This window comes from Paenibacillus sp. NMA1017, from assembly GCF_058895805.1.
This window is the reverse complement of the sequence record NZ_JBZXYR010000010.1, coordinates 136,180-154,234: the sequence shown is the minus strand read 5'-3', so window position 1 is coordinate 154,234 and position 18,055 is coordinate 136,180. Positions and strand designations below refer to the sequence as shown.

General features: G+C 47.5%; 17 protein-coding genes. 5 read left to right on the top strand and 12 right to left on the bottom strand.

Annotation, left to right across the window (positions count from 1 at the left end; genetic code table 11):
* The first annotated feature begins 2 nt into the window (after positions 1-2).
* Together AC5ELV_RS21215 and AC5ELV_RS21210 are read left to right on the top strand one after the other, a co-directional pair.
* Positions 3-239, top strand: coding sequence for a hypothetical protein (locus AC5ELV_RS21215; RefSeq protein WP_493431745.1), 237 nt, complete (start codon positions 3-5; stop codon positions 237-239).
* 15 nt (positions 240-254) lie between these two features.
* On the top strand, positions 255-1,370 hold the full coding sequence (locus tag AC5ELV_RS21210; RefSeq protein WP_493431744.1) for a GerAB/ArcD/ProY family transporter: 1,116 nt from the start codon (positions 255-257) through the stop codon (positions 1,368-1,370).
* Positions 1,371-1,440: 70 nt separating this feature from the next.
* On the opposite strand, the gene bcp is transcribed toward AC5ELV_RS21210, so the two are convergent.
* The 4 genes from bcp to AC5ELV_RS21190 are packed head-to-tail and all read right to left on the bottom strand — an operon-like array spanning position 1,441 to position 4,580.
* Positions 1,441-1,917 (bottom strand): thioredoxin-dependent thiol peroxidase, encoded by a 477-nt coding sequence (bcp, locus tag AC5ELV_RS21205; RefSeq protein WP_493431743.1) that lies wholly within the window; start codon positions 1,915-1,917, stop codon positions 1,441-1,443.
* Positions 1,918-1,959: 42 nt separating this feature from the next.
* A complete protein-coding gene (locus AC5ELV_RS21200) occupies positions 1,960-2,748 on the bottom strand; it encodes an ABC transporter permease (RefSeq protein WP_493431742.1) in 789 nt (262 codons plus the stop codon).
* 4 nt (positions 2,749-2,752) lie between these two features.
* Positions 2,753-3,547 carry an ABC transporter permease gene (locus AC5ELV_RS21195; RefSeq protein WP_023987024.1) on the bottom strand — a complete coding sequence of 265 codons (795 nt, stop codon included), beginning with the start codon at positions 3,545-3,547 and terminating at the stop codon, positions 2,753-2,755.
* Positions 3,540-4,580 (bottom strand): ABC transporter ATP-binding protein, encoded by a 1,041-nt coding sequence (locus AC5ELV_RS21190; protein ID WP_493431741.1) that lies wholly within the window; start codon positions 4,578-4,580, stop codon positions 3,540-3,542. The genes AC5ELV_RS21195 and AC5ELV_RS21190 overlap by 8 nt, the downstream gene beginning before the upstream one ends.
* Positions 4,581-4,684: 104 nt before the next feature.
* On the opposite strand from AC5ELV_RS21190, the gene AC5ELV_RS21185 reads away from it, so the two are divergent.
* The 3 genes from AC5ELV_RS21185 to AC5ELV_RS21175 all read left to right on the top strand — a co-directional run bounded on the left by AC5ELV_RS21185 (position 4,685) and on the right by AC5ELV_RS21175 (position 8,372).
* Entirely contained in the window at positions 4,685-5,806 is a 1,122-nt protein-coding gene (locus AC5ELV_RS21185) for an LCP family protein (protein ID WP_493431740.1), read from the top strand.
* 82 nt (positions 5,807-5,888) lie between these two features.
* A complete protein-coding gene (locus AC5ELV_RS21180; RefSeq protein ID WP_493431762.1) occupies positions 5,889-7,217 on the top strand; it encodes a glutamate-1-semialdehyde 2,1-aminomutase in 1,329 nt (442 codons plus the stop codon).
* Between the two features lie 195 nt (positions 7,218-7,412).
* A complete protein-coding gene (locus AC5ELV_RS21175; RefSeq protein ID WP_493431739.1) occupies positions 7,413-8,372 on the top strand; it encodes a DMT family transporter in 960 nt (319 codons plus the stop codon).
* Positions 8,373-8,465: 93 nt separating this feature from the next.
* Here the strand turns inward: AC5ELV_RS21175 and AC5ELV_RS21170 are convergent, their stop codons facing one another.
* The 8 genes from AC5ELV_RS21170 to AC5ELV_RS21135 form a co-directional block, all read right to left on the bottom strand.
* Complete coding sequence (locus AC5ELV_RS21170) at positions 8,466-8,879, bottom strand: sensory rhodopsin transducer (protein ID WP_493431738.1); 414 nt, start codon at positions 8,877-8,879, stop codon at positions 8,466-8,468.
* Positions 8,880-8,932: 53 nt separating this feature from the next.
* Positions 8,933-9,967, bottom strand: coding sequence for a glycoside hydrolase family 88/105 protein (locus AC5ELV_RS21165; protein ID WP_493431761.1), 1,035 nt, complete (start codon positions 9,965-9,967; stop codon positions 8,933-8,935).
* Positions 9,968-10,039: 72 nt separating this feature from the next.
* Entirely contained in the window at positions 10,040-11,152 is a 1,113-nt protein-coding gene (locus tag AC5ELV_RS21160; protein ID WP_493431760.1) for a rhamnogalacturonan acetylesterase, read from the bottom strand.
* A 113-nt stretch (positions 11,153-11,265) separates the two neighbouring features.
* A complete protein-coding gene (locus AC5ELV_RS21155) occupies positions 11,266-12,105 on the bottom strand; it encodes a carbohydrate ABC transporter permease (protein ID WP_493431737.1) in 840 nt (279 codons plus the stop codon).
* 5 nt (positions 12,106-12,110) lie between these two features.
* Positions 12,111-13,019 carry a carbohydrate ABC transporter permease gene (locus tag AC5ELV_RS21150; protein ID WP_023987015.1) on the bottom strand — a complete coding sequence of 303 codons (909 nt, stop codon included), beginning with the start codon at positions 13,017-13,019 and terminating at the stop codon, positions 12,111-12,113.
* 238 nt (positions 13,020-13,257) lie between these two features.
* Positions 13,258-14,550 carry an ABC transporter substrate-binding protein gene (locus AC5ELV_RS21145; RefSeq protein WP_493431736.1) on the bottom strand — a complete coding sequence of 431 codons (1,293 nt, stop codon included), beginning with the start codon at positions 14,548-14,550 and terminating at the stop codon, positions 13,258-13,260.
* Positions 14,551-14,725: 175 nt separating this feature from the next.
* A complete protein-coding gene (locus tag AC5ELV_RS21140) occupies positions 14,726-16,285 on the bottom strand; it encodes a response regulator transcription factor (RefSeq protein WP_493431735.1) in 1,560 nt (519 codons plus the stop codon).
* Positions 16,263-17,993, bottom strand: a complete 1,731-nt coding sequence (locus tag AC5ELV_RS21135) for a sensor histidine kinase (RefSeq protein ID WP_493431734.1) — start codon at positions 17,991-17,993, stop codon at positions 16,263-16,265. The genes AC5ELV_RS21140 and AC5ELV_RS21135 overlap by 23 nt, the downstream gene beginning before the upstream one ends.
* Between the last annotated feature and the right edge of the window lie 62 nt (positions 17,994-18,055).

The window sequence follows — 18,055 nt, the reverse complement described above, 5'->3', positions numbered from 1 at the left end:
ACATGCTAATTACCACTGTCATTATCTGTATCGCTTTAGCCATTGCTGCCAAAGATTTGCCAGGCTTGTACCGAAAGCACCGCTTTAAGGATATATTCGTGTACATCATCATGCTCGGATTAGGCACATGGCTTAGTATTCTTGCTGCCAAATTAGAGGTTACACCAAGCCCGCTGGTTCTGATTGAAATCATCTATAACCCTGTTAACGCTTTTGTGTCACATGTATTGGGTTTTTAGAAAGGAGGCAGCCACATGTTAAAAAAAGCACGTATTAGCGTTCGGCAAGTGACTGTCCTGATGTTCCTGAGTTTAATCGGGGATATGCTCTTAATCTATCCGACTATTATTACGCATATTGCCCACCAGGATGCCTGGATTAGCTCTATACTGTCCATCCCGCTGGGCTTAATTATTATTTACGTGCTCCTTCGCGTTCATGAGCTCTACCCGAGCCTTACACTTATAGAAGCCATCAACAAAATTTTAGGACCTGTATTCGGATCTATCGTTTCTTGCTGGTATTTGTTTTATTTTTTCATGGGTACCGCCCTTAATGCGAGAGAGGTAGGAGATTATCTGACTACACAGATATTTGCGGATACCCCTTTGCGCGTTCTACTGGCGATGGAAGTTTCATTATTGGTGCTTGCTGCGTTAGTGGGAATTGAAGCCTTTAGTCGGGTTAGTGAGATTTTGCTACCTGTATATGTATTCATATTTTGTGGTCTGATCCTAGCACTGTTACCACAAATTCAGCTTTCTAATGTACGTCCTGTTTTGGAAAACGGGCTGGCTCCTGTTGCTAAAGGGATGGTGCCAGGCGCGGGAATGCCTTTTGCCGGAATGTCTATCATGCTCATGGTATTTCCTTTTGTCAACAAAAAAGCCCATTTTAAAAAGGACATCCTGCTCGCATCGCTTATAGGCGGAGTGCTGATTAGCCTCTTTCTGTTGCTCTCCCTCCTTGTCATTGGACCCTTCGTGACCAATTACAGTCCATACATTTCTTCTGGACTTACAACAAAAATTAATGAGCTGAATTATATTACACGCGTTGAATCGCTGGTCTCTTTAATCTGGGCATTAGCCGCTTATTTCAAGGGAGTCGTTTTCTTTTATGCTTTTACTTTCGGAATAACCCAGCTATTTCGAATTTCTAATGTTCGTCCTTTCGTCATACCCGCAGGGGCGCTTGTGTTTGGAATGACCATTTTGATAACCCCAAATGTGTTTTATTATATAAGAACTCTTGTTTACCCCATGGCAGCCTGGAATTATACGAACGGCTTGATCATTCCGCTTATTTTGTGGGTTGTTTACCTCTGCAAGCAAAAGTGGAAGCATCTGCAAAACATATCTAAAAATTAAAAAAATCCTTTTGAAACCGATACGCCTGAAAGCACGATCCAGTTTCAAAAGGTTTTCTTTTGTTCTTCACTTACCCCATATCCTGAATGTATGCCAGCGCAGCATCAATATGCCCTTTCACTCTTAAACCACGCCATTCATGAACTAAAATGCCATTCTCATCAATAAGGAAAGTAGACCGAACAATGCCCATGTACTGCTTGCCATACATCTGTTTTTGCTGCCATACACCATACGTCTCAGCGACCTGATGCTCTTCATCAGATAACAACTGAAAAGGGAGTCCGTACTTTGTAATGAACTTGTCATGCTGCTTAAGTGGATCTGGGCTTATCCCCAGAATCACCGTGTTCAAACCTTCAAACTCCGTATGTTTATCCCGAAAATCACAAGCCTGGGTTGAGCAGCTAGAGGTCAAATCCTTGGGATAGAAATACAACAATACCCTACTGTCTCGATAATCAGACAGCTTAACATGCTTTCCCTCACTGCCAGGCAATTCAAAATCCGGTGCCTCTTGTCCAATAACGGTAAATGCCGCGGACATTTCATCATCTCCTATCTTGTGGGGATTCTTATGTGATCCGCCCTATGAGCCTGCCCCTCTGTAGCGGCGGATTCCCCAGTTCCACGCCAGTAAGCCCAAGGTCAGAAAGACAATCCCCATCACAGGAGTTAAGAGCGCCATATGGCGCATATCCTCTCGGTGAAGGAACAGGGAGGCTGGATATACGCCAACAAAAGCAAACGGTAGTATCCAAGTCAGCACAACCTGAATGGCTCGGTTATAGATGGTCACCGGATAACGTCCGTAGCCCTGAATATTGTACATGAGCGGAATAATTCCTGTCGGCGCATCCGAAAAGAATGAAAGAGAAGTCAATATGGTGTAAATGCCCGTATAGATTGCCACGGCACTTAGGCTCAAAACGATCAGCGCTGGTACGAACCACCACTCCATAGCCAAGTCCATCTGTGCCCCGCTGATCCCCATAATAATCAGACCGATCACTGAGCCCACCAGCGCGGGCGGGTCCACATTTTCAAGGAAAATCTGGAACAGATTATATGCAGGACGAGTCATTACCCGGTCGAGTTCCCCTTTGACAATATAGCGCTCGCTAAAGTTCCAAAGGTTGACAAAACAGGTGAATAGTCCGTAAGGAACCATGAAAAATCCATAAACGAACACGACTTCATTTTCACTCCAACCGCCCAAACTGTCTGTATGCATAAAAATAACCAGGATAAAAATAAGATTCGTGGCCTGAAACAACAGGTCTGAAATCACTTCCACCCAAAAGTCAGCCCGATAGGTGAGTCGTGACTTCATGTAATTTTTTAAATATTCGCTAATGAGACCCAAATAGTACATCATCGGCTTACCCTCCCTGCACGAACAGACGTCTGCGCGCCAGTCGCCAAATGATGATCATCGGCACGAGCAGAACGACCAGCCAAATGATTTGGATACCCAGTACATTCCAGATGCCAACGCCTTTTACACGCCCCGTAAATACAGAGCCTGGCAAATAGGTAATCGCCTGAAACGGCATCCATTGGGCGATCGTCGCCAGCCAGCCTGGAAACAAACTGATTGGCAAAATCAACCCGGAAAACAGATCTACCACTACACGCTTCATACGCATCATGCCCTCATTATTTTCGATAAAAAAGGCCGTTAACCCCGTAATAATATTGATCTGGGTGTTGATCAGAAAGCTGAAAAACAGCATGACCAGAAAACCAACCCAGGCTACCGGGTCACTGGGAAGTGTCACCGGAAACAGCAGCATCGCAATCGCCATGCCCGGAATCATAAACAACAGAAAACGGAACATCCCCTCGCCGAGTCCCTGCATAAATTTAACAAGTACATAGTTATAAGGTCGGATCATCTGAATTGCGATGCTTCCATCACGAATATCCGTCGAGATTTCACGATCCAGATTGTTAAAATAAAAAGCCCTCGCCATCCACGATACTGCTACATACGTCGTCATCTGAGCAGCAGTAAAACCTCCAATGCTACCCGCATCGCCATATATCGCTTTGTAGGTGAAATAATACACGCCAATATTCATGCAATAAATAAGAATTCCTGAATAATAGTTCACACGATACGCAAGCATCGTGAGAAATCGGATGCGAATAAAATCGGTGTATACGCTAAGCATGAACTTTGGCCTCCACCATCGGATTGCCCTGGCGTTCAGCCGAGCCAGACTGATAGATACTGCGGACGATATCATCCGTGTTGGTTTCAATGATTTTAATATCCGTAATGTCCGTGCGACCGACTACGCAAGCGAGCACATCGGATACATTAATATGAAGAGGAATCCATACCTTGGCAGCCAAATCGTTATCCACCGTCCAAGCCAGTGGCATATCAGCAGTCCATGTCTGTAATTGCTCCAATTGGGTCGATGTGCCGAACTGGAACCGTACTTCTCGACCTGTACCCCAACGCGCCTTCAGATCCTCCAGACCACCATCATAAATGATATTCCCATCATCCAGCATAATGACGCGCGAGCACAGCGCTTCAATATCCTGCAAATCATGGGTTGTCAGTAAAATAGTCGTACCGTAATCCCGGTTCATGTCCTTTAGAAACTCGCGGATTTCGGACTTTACCATAATATCGAGCCCGATGGTCGGCTCGTCCAGAAAAACAATGGATGGATTGTGCAACAAGGCAGCTACCAGCTCACAGCGCATCCGTTGCCCGAGACTAAGCTTGCGTACCGGGCGGCTTAGCAGATCCTGCAATTGCAGTCTCTCTACCAGCTCATCCAGCCTGCGTTTGAAGTCCGTAGCCGGAACCTGATATACTTTGCGCAGCAGTTGAAAAGACTCGATCACACCGATGTCCCACCAAAGCTGGCTGCGCTGACCGAAAACAACGCCAATGTTGCCTACAAATTTCTCGCGTTCCTCATAGGGGACATAACCGCCCACTTTGAGATGTCCCGATGTCGGCACGAGAATGCCTGTCAGCATCTTAATCGTGGTGGACTTTCCGGCGCCGTTCTCACCGATATAACCGCATATTTCTCCTTGCGGAATACGGAAGGATATGTCTTTGACCGCGGCCACCTCGTTGTATTCTCGGGCGAATAAATCAAGGAAGGCACCTTTTAGGCCCTCGCGATTTTTTTGAACCTTAAATGTTTTGCGCAGATCCTGCACATCAATTGCCAGCATGTTATACCTCTCAATCAGGATTTTGTAAAATCCATAGTTAAATTGATTGTGCTCCAAAAAGAAATTATAATGTAATGAACTGAAAAGCGAAAGGGAGAGCATCCATGACAAGCAGAACCAAAAGGACGATATGGTCGGTTCTGGCCGTGGTTATCGTCGCGATTGTCGGCTTTGCCGTGTACTATTTTACATCTATTTATAATCAGCTGGATAATCTGCATAAAGAGGGTGCTAACTCCCCCTTCAAAAATGTAAAGCAGGTCGATCAGGTTCGTACGCCAGACCCACCCAAGTGGGAAGGTACCGATATGGTCAACATTTTGCTGATGGGTGTCGATGGGCGCGGTATCCAGAAAGGGGAAGTTCCCCGATCAGACAGCATGATGGTTGTATCACTGGACCCCGTTAAGAAAAAAATCCACCTGTTCTCTATTTTGCGTGATACGTACGTGGATATTCCCGGCTACGGAAAAAATCGAATTAACACTGCCATTACTCACGGACCCAACACGGCCATGAAGACGGCTGGCGATCTGTTAGGCATCCCGGTGCAATATTATGTGTACACGGATTTCCAGGGCTTTATCAAACTGGTGGATGCCGTAGGCGGGATTGATTTTGAAGTGGAAAAGGATATGCATTATACAAGTAATGCGGATAAACATCAATACGATATTGATTTGAAAAAAGGCATGCAGCATCTAGATGGCAACACGGCGCTTCAATATGTGCGGTTCCGCCACGATGCAATGTCCGACTTCTCCCGATCAGGACGGCAACGCGCATTTTTGGAGGCAATAGCCCAGAAAATGCAGACCACGACTTCCATCGCCAACCTGCCGAATATTTTAGAGCAGGTTAACCCGTTCATTGACACGAATCTCAGTGTTAACGATATGTGGAAGCTGGGAAATGTGGGGTACCAAAGCAACTTTGCAGGCAGCGAGCAGGTTCCACCGATGAAGATGCTCGGAGAAGAGAATGTGGGCGGCGCAGCAGTTCTTACTGTCCGCGATCCGGAAGAACTGAAAACGTATGTGCAGGATATATTTAATAATCCACCCGCACAAACACAGGAACAAAATAAGGATCAGAACGAAACGAAACAGCCAGACAGTGCATCGTCTACCAAGAAGGATAAAGCTTCTTTTACGGGGGGCAGTAAAACCAGTAATGAGGATGCTTCCACACAATCAACAACAAAGACAGGTCAAAAAGAGCTATAATGATGTATGCAGGGGCAGCCGTGAACGCTGCCCTTTGGCGTGTGTATACCCTATTTAAATGAACGGAAAGGAAGTTTTGATGATGAAACGGGAAAACTCCGAAGCACTATATAAAGAAGCCCTGGAGCATATTGTTGGGGGCGTTAACAGCCCTTCACGTTCCTTTAAAGCTGTGGGCGGCGGTGCTCCAGTATTCATGAAACGCGCTAAAGGTGCTCATTTCTGGGACGAGGATGATAATCGGTATATCGATTATTTGGCGGCCTACGGCCCTATTATTACCGGACATGCTCACCCCCATATTACCAAGGCGATCAGCGAAGCGGCCGCGAACGGCGTATTATACGGAACCTCAACGGTATTGGAAATCAAACTGGCCAAGATGCTGAAGGAAGCAATTCCTTCTATGGACAAGGTCCGGTTTGTGAATTCCGGCACAGAAGCAGTCATGACGACGATTCGTGTGGCACGGGCCTATACTGGGCGGAACAAGATTATCAAATTCGCCGGCTGCTACCATGGTCACTCGGATCTGGTACTTGTAGCCGCAGGCTCCGGTCCTTCCACGCTGGGCATACCTGATAGCGCAGGCATTACGACCAACATTGCGAGCGAGGTTATTACCGTGCCATTCAATGATCTCGACGCGTTGCGCCAAGCCTTGGAGCGTTGGAGCGACGATGTGGCGGCAGTCATGGTCGAGCCGATTGTCGGTAATTTTGGCATGGTTATGCCGCAGCCCGGTTATTTGGAAGGATTGTGCTCCATGGCGCGTGCGAACGGCTCGCTTGTCATTTATGACGAGGTCATTACCGCATTCCGATTCCACTTCGGTTCCACCCAAACGTATGCAGGTTTGGACAACCATGATGCAATTCAGCCAGATTTGACCGCGCTGGGCAAAATCATGGGTGGTGGTCTGCCAATTGGTGCCTACGGCGGCAGCAAGCAGATCATGGAGCAGGTTGCACCACTCGGCCCAGCTTATCAGGCGGGTACGATGGCCGGCAACCCGGCGTCCATCTCGTCAGGCATTGCCTGCCTTGAAGTCCTTCAAGGGGAAGGCGTGTACGAAGAGATGGAGCGTCTGGCCGTGAGACTGACGGACGGTATTCAGTCCTCTGCCGAACGCTACGGCGTGCCATTGACGATCAATCGTATTCGTGGAGCGTTCTCGACGCATTTCTGTGATCATCCGATCACGAATTACGCGCAGGCGCAAGATACGGATAGCGAAGCGTTTGCATCCTTCTTCCGTCACATGCTGGATCGCGGTATTCATCTGGCACCATCTAAGTACGAAGCCTGGTTCCTCACAACAGCGCATACGGACGAAGATGTGGATGCTACGCTGGAAGCGGCGGACGATTCGTTCCGGGCGATGTCACAAGGGAAGTACACCCAGCAGTAAGTGATAGAATATGAATAGGATAAGAGCTGGAAGTAGTCTTAGGGAGGGGTATCCGACCTCTGGGACTTCGTTCCAGCTTTTTTTCATTTCACAACTGTACCCGTACAGTTGTAGATTTTATGGATTGTATCAGGTTATGCCATCCGGGTATATTGAGAGAACAACAGGTTAAGGTCATGATTACGGAGGTTTATTATGCACAGTCGTTCCAGAAATGGAGCCGCCTATCTGGCAGCTCTGAGCTATGCAGCTATACTTGGATTTTCATTTTTATTTGTAAAATTGACGGTCACAGAGGCGAGCCCGCTGGATGTGATCGCCCACCGCTTTGCGCTGTCTTTTATCGCTTTGACCGTTCCAGTGCTGCTCGGTTGGATTAAGCTCAACATCAAGTTGCGTGACATTTTGCGTATTTTACCACTAGCACTGCTCTCCCCTCTGGTGTATTTTCCACTGCAAGCCTTCGGGCTGATGAGCACTTCCTCATCGGAAGGTGGAATTATTCAAGCAACCGTTCCCATCTTTACGCTGCTGTTAGCTTCCTATTTTATTAAAGAGCGTACAACGGTGGTCCAAAAGATTTCCTTACTGCTCTCTGTCTTTGGCGTCGTTTTTATATTTGTGATGAAAAGCGGGGCACCGCTAGCATCCAGTAGCTATGGTGGTATTCTTCTGCTCGTGCTCTCTGCAATATGCCTATCCGGCTATAATGTGCTGGCACGACCCTTAACACAAAAGTACAGCCCAATGGAATTGACCTACGTTACCTCTATTTTGGGATGTATCGTTTTTAACGTGGTGGCATTGGGATACCATGCCATAGATGGCTCTATGAGCGCCTATACCGCTCCACTGGTGAAGCCTGGTTATTGGATGGCACTGGTTTATCTAGGCATTCTGTCTACCCTCGTCACTTCACTGTTATCGAGCTTTGCCTTGAAGTGGATCGAAGCCTCCAAAATGAGTGTGATCGGCAATTTATCCACCCTCATTTCTATGATTGCCGGTGCTTACATTTTGAAGGAACAGCTCGCCTACTATCACATTATTGGGGCTGTGATGATCATTATCGGCGTGCTGGGCACCAATTTTGGAGGGCGAAAAAACTTCACGCCGCTCAAAACAACTTCGGCAAAATCACAAAAAACGGGCTGAAAATAGACACTAATCTACCTGCAAAAAAGAAATCTCCCAGCTGCGCAATTCCAGCTTGGAGATTTCTTTTTTAACTCTATGGTCCTCGTCGGACTAGACCGGATACGCCATGACACTCATTAACGCCAATTCCGGCTGTGTCGTGTCCAATCTGCTATATTGTACGATTACGGGCACATCGCTAGTGACCGTAATTGCGTAAGGAATACCCACCGGAATCCGCTCGCCGGATTTCTCCAACGAGGCTGTTCGGATATGACGGGTTCGTCTTCCTTCCACCACCTCGATCAATCCCTCCAATGGCTCGCGATCTTCAAAATAGATGTCTATACTCAGATTTGCCACACGGCTCCCACAATTCAGCACGCATATACTCTCGTGACTGAGCAGCTCTCCCCGGCTTTCCGGTGGAATATACCCATCGGGGATGACCCAGAATAGGCTGCCTCGCGGCTGATTAGCTACTTTTTCATGAGAAAGCTCCTGAGAAAGTTCAGTATCTCCCATGCTATTGGCCTCCTTTGACCTATGAATACTTTCGTTTCCCTATGCTCCTTCTTCTAGCCGTACGGATTCTCCTTGGTACGCAACAGTTGAGCCAGAAAAGCAAGCGCCAATCCCTGACCCCAGCCCTGAATGCGTTTGTATGGAACGTTTCGATAGCCGTCAATATCGTTCATCACAGCAGTTCCAGCGGATACCCCCGTTACTGTGCCGTCCTCTTTTATGCGGGGAAGAATACCGTCAATCGCCTTTTGTGTGTATTTGTTAAACAATCTTCCTTGCATAAGCAAGGCAGTCGCAATTCCTGCCGAGCCCGAGGTTTCCAGATAAGAGGTATCATCGTTCAGCACCGTATGCCACAGCCCTTCCGGGGATTGCAGCCGTACCAGTGCATTGAGCTGGTCACGCAGCGAGCCGTCGATGATCATATAAGATGGATGCTGCACCTCCACAAATTTCAGCGCTTTTGCCATCGTGAGGGCTGCCCATGAATTGCCGCGCGCCCAGTATATTCCTGACATCCGGCTTTGATTCGCATGATCCCATCCGTGATAATACAGATTCGTATCCGGGTCCTGCAAAAATTCTTCATGCCCGTGATATTGACGAACCCCATCCTCCCAATACTCCTTGTTGCCTAACAGATGACCGATGCGCAGCAAATAATAACCGGCCATAAACATCATATCCACCCATGCTTGCTGCGGAAATACATCATGAAGTGAGTTCACCGTATGCTGGAAAATGCCGTCGGCAAACCGCTCCGCTTTTTTGGCCAAAAATTCTGCCATCTCGATGGCAATATCAAGGTATTTTTGCTCACCTGTAGCCTGATGAAGCGTCAACAAACAGTGCCCGACAGAAACGCCGTTCACCGAGAGAGATGGAAGCCCATCCTCGATATTTTCGTCAACCCATTCTTTCAGCTTGATCAAATACTTTTCGTTCCCTGTCGCTTCATACGCTTCGCATACTCCGTAAAAGGCTACTCCACCCGGCCAATCCCAGCTGTAGTGCATTTGAAATGTGCGTTCTACTACCTGGTCGATCACCTGCTTAACTTGTTCTTCATCAAAAATCAATGCGGGCATTTCCACGTCTCCCCCTTTGGTAAGTTTCACGTGAGTTACCTCCTTGAAGCCCGTACAGGAAAAGGTCGTCCTTCAACGTAAATACATGCGCAGCGGTTGCAAATCCAGTTCCTTCACAGCATCCACCACCATGTCTGCAATACGAACCGCGCCATTCTCATGAAAATGTGTGTTATCCTCTAAGCCGCCGGAAAAGTTCATGTATTCACCAGGCAGCAGCCACATAAAAAGCTCTTTACTCTCTTCGGGACCCAGCTGCTCATATAACTCCTGCGTGCGGGCAGACAAATCAATCAGCGGTACATTCGCTTCTTCCGCCAGCTCACGAACCGCTGTTACATAGTCACCATGTGTGTCAGATAGCGTACCATCCTCATTAAAATAGCGGCGATGTACAGGCGTGACCAGTACCGGGGTTGCCCCATGGCTTTTTGCACCGTCGATGTAAAGGCGAAGATGCTCCTTGTAGGTTGTAAAAGGCTCTGTAGCCCGCTCCGGATCAGGCTTCTGATCATTATGGCCGAACTGGATGAACAGGAAATCTCCTGCCTTTATTTCGCCCAAAATGACACCCAGCCGTCCATCGTCCACGAAGCTTTTGGAGCTTCTTCCCGATACGGCATGATTATCCACGCAGACATCATGCTTGAACAGGGCGGGCAAAGCCTGGCCCCAGCCAGTATACGGATAGCCGGATGCGTCCTGATCCGTAACCGTGGAATCTCCGGCTAGGAATAGCCGGAGGGTCTGTGGCGCTGGCGCAATCTCCAGCGCATTGAGCCTTGGCGCGGTGCCTGATACGGTGAGGCGCAGTTTGCCACCCCGGACAGGCACCGCAAACATTGCTTCGGTGAACTGGCCCGGAAGCGTGTGCACTGGGGGAAGCATGTGCTTGCCTTCACCAGCCTTGAGTCGCGTGAGCGTTTCCGCCTGCGAATCGCCGACCAGTATAGTGACGAGATACAGCCCGTCTGGCACATCTGCAACAAATGCAGCGTTCAGTGGAATACAAAAGCTGCTTCGCAGCCGCGTGCGTGCATCCTTGGCTGCACTCTGCCTTTTTCGACCGTACACATGCTCCGTAGTTTCGAAGCCATAGCCCTGTTCAGTTGTATATAAGCAATCCGGAGACACTCCCTTGTAGCCATCCGCAGGCTCCCCCGGACCAAAATCAAACTTCCACAATTTACTCACCTCTCAGCCATCGCCCTCAAATCCCGACCATTCAATTGTATAAACCCAGATGCCTTCCATTTCTACTCGTAAGCTTCATGTCCTCACGCTATGGATTTTGGACTTTACCCCTTCAAACCACTCGTACTCATTCCTTCTACAATTTGCTTCTGGAATGCGAAGAATACAGCGATAACTGGAATCAGGCTTAGGATAGACATCGCAAACATTCCTCCCCAGTTGGAAGCCGACTCGCTGTCGAGGAACATCTTGAGTGCAATAGATACGGTATATTTCTCCGGCGAATTCAGATACAGTACCGGACCAAGCAAATCCTCCCACTTCCAGTAGAAAGAGAAGATTGCCGCTGTAGCCAACGACGATTTGAGTAAGGGTAAAATAATTCTGAAATACAGCCGGAACTTGCCGCATCCGTCAATCGTCGCCGCTTCATCCAACTCTGCTGGAATCGTCCGTATAAACTGCACCATCAGAAAGATGAAGAACGGCATCCCGAAAAAGGAGGGTACCACCAACGGTAAGATCGTATTGATCCAACCGAGCTTGGTGAAAATAATATATTGCGGTACCAGTACCACATCCCCTGGTAGCATAAGCGTCACCATCATCAAAGCAAACCACAAGTTACGCCCTTTGAATTTCAAGCGTGCGAAGCCAAATGCGATCAATGATGAGGAAAGCACGGCTCCAATCGTTGAAATCACCACGATCGTGAGCGAGTTCAGAATGTACGTGCCAAAGTTATAGCCAGTCGTCCCTTTCCAGCCTGTTACATAGTTTTGCCAGATCCATTCTGTAGGGAAAAGCGAGGATGCCGTGACGAATATCGTCCGACTTTCTTTAAACGAGCTGAACAGCATCCAAAACACGGGATACAGCATCAGGAGCGCCAGTGCAGCAACCAGTATGTGATAAATTGGCCATTTGACCGTTTTCCATGCCATCGGTATCAGCGCCCCTTTTCCGTTTCATAAAATACCCAGTATCTGGAGGTTATAAATAAAATCGCTGTCAGTATCCCAATCATAATGAGCATGACCCAAGCCATGGCTGCCGCATATCCCATGTTGCTGAACATAAATGCCTGCCGGAACAGATACAGTGAATGCAACATCGTTCCATCCATCGGGCCTCCTTCGCCCTTAGAAATAACATAAGCCGGGACGAAGGTCATAAAGGCGCTGATCGTCTGCATAATCAGATTAAATAGAATAATGGGGCTAAGCAACGGCAGCGTAATACTGAAAAATTTTCGTACTGGCTTAGCGCCATCTACACTGGACGCCTCGTACAATTCAACAGGAATGTTCTTCAAACCTGCCAGAAAAATCAGCATGGAGGAGCCAAATTGCCATACGGACAGGGTGATCAGCATCGTAAGCGAAGCATCCGGATCACCAAACCATTTCACCGGAGTCGCCCCTAGGGTCGAAAGTAGGCTGTTCACTATGCCGTTATTACTGAAAATGTTCCGCCACATAATGGATACCGCAACGCTACCTCCGATAATCGACGGCAGATAGTACATTGTCCGATAGGTGCCGACCATGCGCGATTTGGTATTCAAAATCATAGCCACAAACAGCGCGAAAATCAGTCGCAGCGGTACACCGACCAATACATACGTAAACGTGACCCTGATCGAATTCCAGTATTTCGGGTCGCCTGTGAACATTTTTTCGAAGTTACCTAGACCAATCCATTTGGGCGGGGTGAACAGATTGTAAGTGGTAAAGGACAGATACAACGAAATAAACATTGGAATTAACGTAAACGCCAGAAAGCCCACAATAAACGGGCTGATAAACGCATATCCGGTCATATTGGCTTTCAAGCTCTGATGATTTCGCAAGCTCATCAAGCCTCCCTTCTGTTGCATTTAAAGAATTAGTAAAATTTTTATATTGTTAATAATTCGTTGTTATATGAATAATATTGTGATGTCTGCAAAGGGTGTTTATGCAGTTGGTTCGTCGAATCAACCGTGCGCAATCATGCTTTGGACTACACACGGTTAACTTAACGAACCGTTCCTTCGATCTTGTCGTTCTTATGCTAAAACGGTGTCAGATATCCTAAAGGTCTCATTACGCTTATTATTGCTTGTTATTCGCAAGGATGGTATTCGCATCAGCCCGGAATTTGGCCGCTGCGTCTTCAGCCGTCATCTGTCCGAAATTGACCTGCTCAATATAATCGGTCAGAGTCGCAATCACTTCCGGCGATCCGACTGGTGGCGGCGGGCTCATTGGAGAAGCCTTCGGCTCCATGGAAGCTACAAATTCAAACACCTGCTTCGTAGGCTCGCTTAACTCTGGCGCAACAGCTTCCTTGATTTTGGAGGAAATCGGCACACCACGTTCGCCTTTAATCAATTTATTCGCTTCTACATCATTCATCCAGAAATCAATAAACTTTGCGGCCTCATCCTTCACCTGTGAGCGGGAAGCAACCGTCCAGTACATCGTAGGCTGCATGTATACGCCTTTTTCCATATTCGGCCCAAACATTGGAGCCAGTGCCATGGGGCGGTTAACAACCTGCTGTAAGCCTACATACTGATTGGACCACTGCCAAATACCGATGCCTGTTCCTTTTACGATATCGGATTCCTCAAGAATCCCCTTGGTCTGGTTCATAATTTCAGGAGGCGGGGTCGCTCCCTTCTTAATCAGATCAGCCAATCCGCTGAAGAAGTCAACAAACAGCTTATCGTCGTCATACCCCAGTCCTGTCCCTTCCGCATTGTAGAGAGTCTTTCCTTGAGTACGCAAATAGTAGTGGAAGAAAATATCGGCAGCCATTGAGCTGTCAAAGTATACTTTATTGGAACCAGCCTTTAAAGCCATTTCTTTGTATTGATCCCATGTCCAGTTGTCAGGAATTTTGTCTATGCCCGCTTTTTTGAGCAGTGCCGGATCATACTGGAAACCCAGAACATTGACACCTGTTGGAATACCATATTGCTTTCCTGCTATTACGCCGGTACTGAGTACATTTTCGTTCACGTCAGCGACCTGAATTTTTTGATTCAAGTAAGGAGCGAGATCCTCCAGTTGACCATTTTTCGCATATTGGCTAATGTACGAAATGTCCATTTGCACGATATCCGGCAACTGATTAGCCGCAGCCTGCGGGGCGAGCTTTTTCCAATAGTCATCAAAAGAGGCATATTCCACATCAATCGTTACATTAGGATTTTTCTGCTTATACAAATCAACGACCTTTTGCGTGTATTCATGACGCGTATCCGATCCCCACCAAGCGATCCGTAATTTCACTTTCCCGTCTGCACTTGTGCCCGAATTGCCGCCGCCGTCCGCTCCGCTACATGCCGTCGTCAAAACGAGCAGCATAGCCATGATCAGAAACCATCCCTTTTTGCCCACCTATCTCTCCCCTTTTCGCTGTTCTAGAAAGGAGCCGAATTACGAGTGACAACGCATTTTCGTAATTTTGATAGCGTTTACATTGGCTCCTGTTGTTATTTTCCCAAAAGCTGAGAAGCATTGGAATACACAAATCAGGTTTCCTGGGTTTAAAAAACAGTGGGACTCCATCAGCTCATCCCCGTTCATGTGATTTAATGTACTCGGAAGGCGTCATACCCGCCCACTTTTTGAACACCTGGCTAAAATATTGCGCGTTGCCACCGAAGCCGAACCATTCCGCCAGTTCAAATACCTTCACGTCTCCGGTCTCCCGAATATGCTCAGCCGCACGTTCGATCCGATAACGATTGACGTAGTGTGAGAAGTTTTCCCCCGTCACCTTTTTGAAAATCTTACCTAAATAGTCGGAATTCATATACAGCATTTGACCTGCCACTCCGTTCAGCGACAAATCGGATTTTCTGTAGTTTTGCTCAATAATAGTGATCATTTTATCAACGGTAGAAGATTGGCGATACACATTACTTTTATAATAGATTGCGGTCATTCGTTCGGCAGCTTCCTGTACAAAAGATTTGAGACATGCCAGCGTTTTTTGCTCTGCCAGCACCACCATTCGGCTCGTAAACGCCGCACGCTCTTCTTCAGGGCATATACGAATCATAGCGGCATAGAGCTGAAGCACATACGAGCGGGTCACGGAGATTTCCAGCTTCATACGGGACAGAATACCGAACAACCGATCCACTTCCTGTGCAACCTCCACCGTATTTCCAGCCTTGATCAGCAGACCGAACTTTTCCTCGTCCAACTCCAAATCTGCCATCTCCCGGGTATCCTCAGTCGCTAAATCCTCCTTCGTAATCAGACTGCCCTCCCCAGTGTAAAAGCGGTGATTCATACAATGCAGTGTCTCCCGATACATCCCCCGTGAATGTTGCATACTATCCGACTCACTAACTGCGACCGTTACCTCCAGCTTGTAAAAGCGATGAAATGTCGCACGTACCGCTTCAATCTGTTTCATGAACGGTGACGTGTCATCCTCACTTTCCAGCACGATGAGCAATTGCCCCTGCATGGTCGTACTAAGCAAGACATCATCCATCAAATCTGCCGCTATATTTTGCAATGCAAACAAATGCTCCGGCTCATGGGATTCCTCCACCCGCAGCAGCAGCATTCGAACCTGCTTATCTTGCAATTCAAGTCCGAATAACCGCTCATAAAATGCGATATCACGGCTACCGTAAGTTTTATAGGAAATAAACTCCTTCAAAAAGTGTTCCTTCACATGAGGCAGCATACGCTGAAAATCTAGCTTCATCCGGTTTACAAACTGCTTGCGTTCTTCCTGCTCCTCCCGCTCCTGCCCCAACTCGGTCAGAGCCTCATGAATTTGCCGCTCATTGCAGGGTTTCAACAAGTAGTGCTTCACCCCGTATTGCATAGCCCGACAGGCATAGTCGAAATCTTTGTAACCAGACAACAGAATAAAACGGACGTCTGGAAAATGCTCCGTCGTTTTGGCAACCAGTCCGATGCCGTCCAGTCCTGGCATAGAGATATCGCTGATCACAAAATCAGGCGGGCTGGCCTGAATCTGATCATAAGCTTCAATCCCGTTACGTGCTGTACCGATCAATTTCGTTCCCGCTTTACCCCAATCAACCACCTGTGATATGCCCTCCAAAATCATACGCTCATCATCAACCAGTAGCACCTTGTACACGACCCTGATCCCCTTTCACATATGGAATACAGACATGAATCGACGTTCCTGTTCCTGACTCGCTATGCAGCTCTATCCCCCAAGGTGAACCAAATGTCAGGTTAATCCGTTCCTGAATATTCGTAAGTCCAATGCCCTGCCCACGAGTCGTGACCTGCCCGGTTCGCAGCATTTCCAAGAAACCCGGCGTCATTCCCGGCCCGTCATCTTCAACTCGCAAAAAAAGAGCCCCCTCACTTTCTCTCGCAATAATAGCAATCCGACAAGGTTCAATTCGCGGCTCTAGCGCATAATGGATGGCATTCTCCACCAAGGGCTGAAGCGTTAGCTTCGGAATTTGCGCGTCCATCAGTTCTTCCGGGACATCCAGATGGAAAACGAGACGCTCATCAAAACGTGTTTTTTGGATCGTTACGTAGCTCCTTACAATATCCAGCTCTTTTCGAAGCGGAATCAGCTGCTCTTCAAAACTGACCGCACTGCGCAGCAGAAAAGCAAGTGCCTCTACCATTTCTGAAATCCGATCCTGCTTATTGGCCTTGGCAAGCCAGTTCACAGACTCTAATGTATTGTACAAAAAATGTGGATTAATCTGGGCCTGTAGCGCCTTTAGCTCTGTTTCCCGCAGCAAGAGCTGCTTGGCAACATTCTCATTAATGAGCTCACGAATGCGGCGAATCATTTTCTTATATGTCCGATGCAGCAAGCCTACCTCGTCCTGTGTGGAAAGGGGGACCGTGCCAAGTGCTTCTTCTTCCAAACGGTCGAGATCACCTTTTTCTATTTTACGCATGTTCTGGATTAATTGAACAATCGGTTTGGTAATGCTGCCTGACAGCCTAGCTCCGAGTGCCAATGCAATAAGAAGCATAATGACAAAAATAGCGCTTACAATTTCTTTGATGATCGTAATGCTGCGAAACATATCATCGAAGGGGGTCATATGCAAATACGTCCAACCCGTATAAGAGGATTTGATTTGAGCAGCGAAAAAGGTTCCTCCTGAGTAGGTCGCAATCCCGTAAGGCTGCTTTCGGCCAAGCTCGGCCTGAATATCACTCTCACTTAAAAGTGGTGTTTCGGGATAAATCATCCGCTTTCCATCTGTAATCATCAGTTGTCCGTCACGGCCTGAGGTCTGCACACGATCCGCTACAATCCGGTCAATTCGCACACGAATCGCAAGCGTTCCGAGTCCATTCAGTGTAAAATTGGAATCGGTAAAGGATTTGAACTGCCGAGCTGCCAGCAAGGAGGAATGTCCTGCCGCATACCATGCATTGGAACCGTCATGTTCGTCTGCCAGCTCCGACAGGGTGGATCGAAGTTCTTGGGGAATACCTTCGCGGTTGCCCGCACTCATGACCTGTCCCTCTTTATCGATCACTATCATAGAATAGACATAGGTCTCAGAGCCGGCAAAGGCGACGAGCCTATTCGTTATTTTTTTACGCAGCACCATTTTGGCATAAGGTGACGTTTCCTTTTCCAATTGCAGTAAATAACGTTGAAGCTGCTCGTCCGTTGTTACCTTAAAAGTAACTTTTTCCACATCCTTCAGCTCATTTTCTATGCCGATTGAAGAAATATTGAGTACTTCGGATGTTTTTTTGTACATTTGATTATCATAAATATGAAATACGTACTTAAGTATGACTGCAACTACTGCAAAATTGACCAGCATGAGCACCGTTATCAGCAGTACCATTTTATGATGGATTCCAGCATTTTTGTAAGCGCTTTTAAAGTAGGTAATCAGTGAATGTCGCC

Bases quoted from the DNA above. Each gene is read 5' to 3' on its own strand.
- AC5ELV_RS21215 (WP_493431745.1), top strand. From the start codon at position 3: ATGCTAATTACCACTGTCATTATCTGTATCGCTTTAGCCATTGCTGCC.
- AC5ELV_RS21210 (WP_493431744.1), top strand. From the start codon at position 255: ATGTTAAAAAAAGCACGTATTAGCGTTCGGCAAGTGACTGTCCTGATG.
- bcp (WP_493431743.1), bottom strand. From the start codon at position 1,917: ATGTCCGCGGCATTTACCGTTATTGGACAAGAGGCACCGGATTTTGAA.
- AC5ELV_RS21200 (WP_493431742.1), bottom strand. From the start codon at position 2,748: ATGATGTACTATTTGGGTCTCATTAGCGAATATTTAAAAAATTACATG.
- AC5ELV_RS21195 (WP_023987024.1), bottom strand. From the start codon at position 3,547: ATGCTTAGCGTATACACCGATTTTATTCGCATCCGATTTCTCACGATG.
- AC5ELV_RS21190 (WP_493431741.1), bottom strand. From the start codon at position 4,580: ATGCTGGCAATTGATGTGCAGGATCTGCGCAAAACATTTAAGGTTCAA.
- AC5ELV_RS21185 (WP_493431740.1), top strand. From the start codon at position 4,685: ATGACAAGCAGAACCAAAAGGACGATATGGTCGGTTCTGGCCGTGGTT.
- AC5ELV_RS21180 (WP_493431762.1), top strand. From the start codon at position 5,889: ATGAAACGGGAAAACTCCGAAGCACTATATAAAGAAGCCCTGGAGCAT.
- AC5ELV_RS21175 (WP_493431739.1), top strand. From the start codon at position 7,413: ATGCACAGTCGTTCCAGAAATGGAGCCGCCTATCTGGCAGCTCTGAGC.
- AC5ELV_RS21170 (WP_493431738.1), bottom strand. From the start codon at position 8,879: ATGGGAGATACTGAACTTTCTCAGGAGCTTTCTCATGAAAAAGTAGCT.
- AC5ELV_RS21165 (WP_493431761.1), bottom strand. From the start codon at position 9,967: ATGCCCGCATTGATTTTTGATGAAGAACAAGTTAAGCAGGTGATCGAC.
- AC5ELV_RS21155 (WP_493431737.1), bottom strand. From the start codon at position 12,105: ATGGCATGGAAAACGGTCAAATGGCCAATTTATCACATACTGGTTGCT.
- AC5ELV_RS21150 (WP_023987015.1), bottom strand. From the start codon at position 13,019: ATGAGCTTGCGAAATCATCAGAGCTTGAAAGCCAATATGACCGGATAT.
- AC5ELV_RS21135 (WP_493431734.1), bottom strand. From the start codon at position 17,993: ATGGTACTGCTGATAACGGTGCTCATGCTGGTCAATTTTGCAGTAGTT.